We start from the raw sequence: 4,411 nt of genomic DNA on the forward strand, positions 1-4,411 counted from the left end.
CGCGGCTTCCGAGGTGCTCTCGGCCACCGCCGCCCTGGCCGAGGACCGCGGCCTGGCCACGTTCGTCGCCAAGCACGCGGCGCAGGGTGAGGGCCCGGCCACCGCGACCGCCGGCGCGATCGAGGAGCTCGCGGCGATGTTCACCGCCGCCGGCGGCGTCATGGCCGAGCGCGTGACCGACTTGTACGACGTGCGCGACCGGATCGTCGCCGAGCTCCTCGAGCTGCCCGAGCCCGGCATCCCCCAGCCCGACGAGCCCTCGGTCCTGCTGGCCGACGACCTCGCGCCCGCCGACACCGCGGGACTCGATCCGTCGAAGGTCGTCGCGATCGCGACGCAGCTGGGCGGCTCCACCAGCCACACCGCGATCATCGCCCGCCAGCTGGGGATCCCCTGTGTCGTCGCCGTGACCGACCTCGACCAGGTCGCCGCCGGCTCACGCGTCGCCGTCGACGGCACGTCCGGCACCGTCACGGTCGATCCCGACGAGCAACAGGTCGCCGGGCTGGTCGAGCAGGACCGTCTCAACCGCGAGGCCGCCGCACAGTGGACCGGCCCCGGCAGCACGTCCGACGGCCACCCGATCCAGGTCCTCGCGAACGTGCAGGACGGCGCGGGTGCGCGCGTCGCGGCCGCCGAGCCGATCGAGGGCGTGGGCCTGTTCCGCACGGAGCTGCTGTTCCTCGACCGCTCCACCGAGCCGACCGTCGAGGAGCAGACCCACCTGTACGCCGCCGTGTTCGAGGCGATGGGCGACAAGAAGGTCATCGTCCGCACGCTCGACGCCGGGTCCGACAAGCCGCTCGCGTTCGCCAACCAGCCGGACGAGCCGAACCCGGCGCTCGGCGTCCGCGGCCTGCGCATCGGGCTGGCCGACCCCGGCATCCTCGATCGCCAGCTCGACGGGATCGCCGCCGCGCGTGACCGCACCGGCGCCGACGTGCGCGTCATGGCGCCGATGGTCACCACCGAGTCCGAGGCGAAGTGGTTCGCCGAGCGCGTCCGGGAGCGGGACCTGCAGGCCGGGATCATGATCGAGACGCCGTCCACCGTGCTGCTGGCCGACCGCCTGTTCGAGCACCTCGACTTCGTCTCGATCGGCACGAACGACCTGTCCCAGTACACGTTCGCGGCCGACCGGATGGCGCCGACGCTGAGCGACCTCACGGATCCGTGGCAGCCGGCATTGCTGGCCTCGATCAAGCTGGTCGCCCAGGCGGGCCAGCGCGCGGGCAAGCCGGTCGGCGTGTGCGGTGAGGCTGCCGCCCATCCCCTGCTCGCGGTCGTGCTGACGGGACTGGGCGTCACCTCGCTGTCGTGTGCCGCCTCGGCCGTCCGCGCCGTGGGCTCGCGCCTCTCACAGGTCACGCTCGAGCAGTGCCAGGCCGCCGCCGAGGCCGCGCTGGCTGCTCCGGACAACGTCGCCGCGGCCCAGGCCGCCCAGGACGCGCTGGGCTGAGGCTGGGCGGTGACTCAACGTCCATTTCCCGCCGCGAACGGACGCTGAGTCACCGGCGCCCAGCAACCCGCGGTATCAGGGTGAGGGCACGCGGTTCATCGGAGGTCGTGCCCGATCGGGCTCCAAGTCACCGCCAAGTCGGGCGCAAGGTCTCGGACCGACTCTCGGTGGCAAGGAACAACCCTCCACCGAAGGAACCGCGAGACCATGTCCTCCCTCTTGTACCGCTTCGGCCGCATGACGGCCCTGCACCCCTGGCGCACGCTCGTCGGCTGGCTGATCGTCGCCGCCTGCGTGATCGCCGCCGCCTCCACGTTCGGCGGCTCGACCCAGGACGACTGGAACGTGCCCGGCGCCGAGTCCCAACACGGGATCGAGTTGCTGCGCGACCACCTGCCGGACTCCGGCAACGCCTCGGCCAACGTCGTGGTCCACGACGACCGGGTGGTCCCCGCGTCCGTCCTGACGGCACTCGGCGAGCGCCTGCAGGACGTCGCGCACGTCTCGAGCGTCAGTCCGGCCCGCATCAGCGACGACGGCCGGACAGCCGTCGTGCACCTCGCGTACGACGTCGAGGTCACCCATCCGGACCTGATGGGCGACATCGAGCCACTCGACCAGGCGGTCGAAGCCACCCGCGACGCCGGGTACCAAGTCGAGCTGGGCGGCGACCAGCCCTCGACCGCGAGCGCCCCGATCAAGGGCTACGGCGAGCTGATCGGCGTCGGCGCGGCCGTGCTGATCCTGCTGATCGCCTTCGGCTCGGCCGTCGCCGCCGGGCTGCCCGTCCTCGTGGCGGTCTCGGGGCTCGCGATCGGGTCCGCCGGTGTCACGATCCTGGCCGCCACGATGGACGTCTCGACCTCGGCCCCGATGGTCGCGTCCATGGTCGGCCTCGGCGTCGGCATCGACTACGCCCTGCTGCTGGTCAGCCGGCACTCGGAGTTCCTCGCGCAGGGCCACGCCGTCGAGGAGGCGGCAGGTCGCAGCCTCGCGACCGCCGGCAAGTCCGTCGTGTTCGCCTCGCTGACCGTCCTGATCTCGCTGCTGGGACTGGGCCTGGCCGGCCTGCCGACGTTCTCGACCTTCGGATGGTCCACCGCGATCGCCGTGGTGGCCGTCATGCTCACGGCGTTGACGCTGGTCCCGGTGCTGTGCCGGTTCGCCGGCCGCAAGGTCCTGTCCCGCGGCCTGCGCCGTGGCCGGGTGCCCACCGAGCGACCGTTGACGGCTCGCTGGGCCGCTCATGTCACGCGACGTCCGCTGCTGTGGGCGCTCGTGGGCACGACCGTGATGATCGCCCTGGCGGCTCCGGTGCTCGACATGCGCACGTGGCCCCAGGACGACGGCAACCAGACGACCGAGGCGACCACGCGCCGCGCCCACGACCTGACCGCCGACGCGTTCGGTCCCGGCGCCAACGGACCGATCTCGGTCGTCGTCGATCACTCGAAGGTCGACGCGTCCGAGGTGGCCTCCGTCCGCGAGACCCTCGCAGGCCATGACGAGCTCGTGTCCGTCTCGCCGGCGATGGCCTCGCCCGACGGAGCCGTCAGCGTGCTCACGGTCGAGCCCGCGTTCGGCTCCGCCGATGCCCGCACGTCGGGCCTGGTCGAGGACCTGCGAGCCGACCTGCCCGACGGGGTCGAGGTCACGGGCCGGACACCCTTGTTCGCCGACATCGCGGACATGCTGTCCGAGCGGCTGTGGGTCGTCATCGGGTTCGTCGTGGCCGTCTCGGTGCTGTTGCTGATGCTCGTGTTCCGGTCCGTGGTGATCCCGCTCAAGGCCGCTGCCATGAACCTGCTGTCGATCGGAGCCGCCTACGGCGTCATGACGGCGGTGTTCCAGTGGGGCTGGGGTGCGGGGCTGCTCGGCATCGACCACGCCGCGCCCGTGTCCAGCTGGGTGCCGATCCTGATCTTCGCGATCCTGTTCGGGCTGTCGATGGACTACGAGGTGTTCCTGCTGAGCCGCATCCGCGAGAGCTGGCTCGACACCGGTGACGCGACGGGCAGCGTGGTGCACGGCCTGGCCGCCTCGGGCAAGGTCATCACCGCCGCCGCGGCGATCATGGTGGTCGTCTTCCTCGGCTTCGCGACCGAGGGCGACCTGGTCGTGAAGATGCTCGGCGTCGGCATGGCCACCGCCGTGTTCCTCGACGCGACGATCGTGCGGATGATCCTCGTCCCCGCCACGATGACGCTGCTCGGGAAGTGGAACTGGTGGCTGCCGGCCTGGCTCGACCGTGCCCTGCCGCAGGTCGATGTCGAGGGCGGCGAGCCCGTCCTGGCCCGCACCCGCTGACGGCCCTGCGCTAGAAGCCGAACTGGTCCCGCTGGTCGCGCAACCGTTGCGCGGCCAGCGGGATCTGCCACTGCGCGCACAGCTTCTCGGCACGATCGGCGTGGACCCGTGCCGTGTCCGGGTCGCCGAGCGCCGCGTGCGCGCACGCGATGTAGTGGTCGACGGGGCCCGACGCGTTGCCCGACCCGGCTGAGCAGCTGAAGCCGGCGAACGGGGTGATCCGCGCCAACGCATCCGCGGCCAGCGCCCGGTCCCCCACGTACAGCGCCGCCTCCGCCGCGTTGCACCACGCCAGCATCGAGAACCAGTCGTCGTGGTCGAGGTCCACCGCGTACCGCGCCAGATGATCGCGTGCGTCGTCGACCCGGCCGGCGCGACACAGCAGCGCGGCCGTGACGGGAGTCAGCGGGAGCGGGTCGGTCTCCTCCATCGCCACGAGCACGTCGACGACGTCCCCGGCGTGCCCGCTCCACACCGTGAGCACGAGCTCCGCGCCGAGGATGGCGACGTCCGACTGCGGAAGCGTCACCGTGCGCTCGAGGCGTCGCATCCGCTCGAGCACCGTGGCGCACTCGTCGAGCCGTCCGGCCATCGCGAGCCAGGGGATCTCCAGCCCGTCGAGGACGAGCTGCGCGTACGCGAGCC

At 72.2% G+C, this 4,411-nt stretch carries 3 protein-coding genes; 2 read left to right on the forward strand and 1 reads right to left on the reverse strand.

Annotation, left to right across the window (positions count from 1 at the left end):
- The coding region (gene ptsP / locus RT323_RS16115) for a phosphoenolpyruvate--protein phosphotransferase (RefSeq protein ID WP_313410247.1) at positions 1 to 1,459 on the forward strand (1,459 nt) is incomplete at its 5' end.
- Between the two features lie 207 nt (positions 1,460 to 1,666).
- On the forward strand, positions 1,667 to 3,766 hold the full coding sequence (locus tag RT323_RS16120; RefSeq protein ID WP_313410249.1) for an MMPL family transporter: 2,100 nt from the start codon (positions 1,667 to 1,669) through the stop codon (positions 3,764 to 3,766).
- 10 nt (positions 3,767 to 3,776) lie between these two features.
- On the opposite strand, the gene RT323_RS16125 is transcribed toward RT323_RS16120, so the two are convergent.
- On the reverse strand, positions 3,777 to 4,411 hold a 635-nt coding region (locus tag RT323_RS16125; protein WP_313410250.1), incomplete at its 5' end, for a hypothetical protein.

Origin of the sequence: Aeromicrobium sp., assembly GCF_032084975.1 — a bacterium.
Taxonomy (GTDB): Bacteria; Actinomycetota; Actinomycetes; order Propionibacteriales; family Nocardioidaceae; genus Aeromicrobium.

What these genes read in the sequence shown, in the direction of transcription:
- RT323_RS16120 (WP_313410249.1), top strand. Translation starts at nt 1,667, where the DNA reads ATGTCCTCCCTCTTGTACCGCTTCGGCCGCATGACGGCCCTGCACCCC.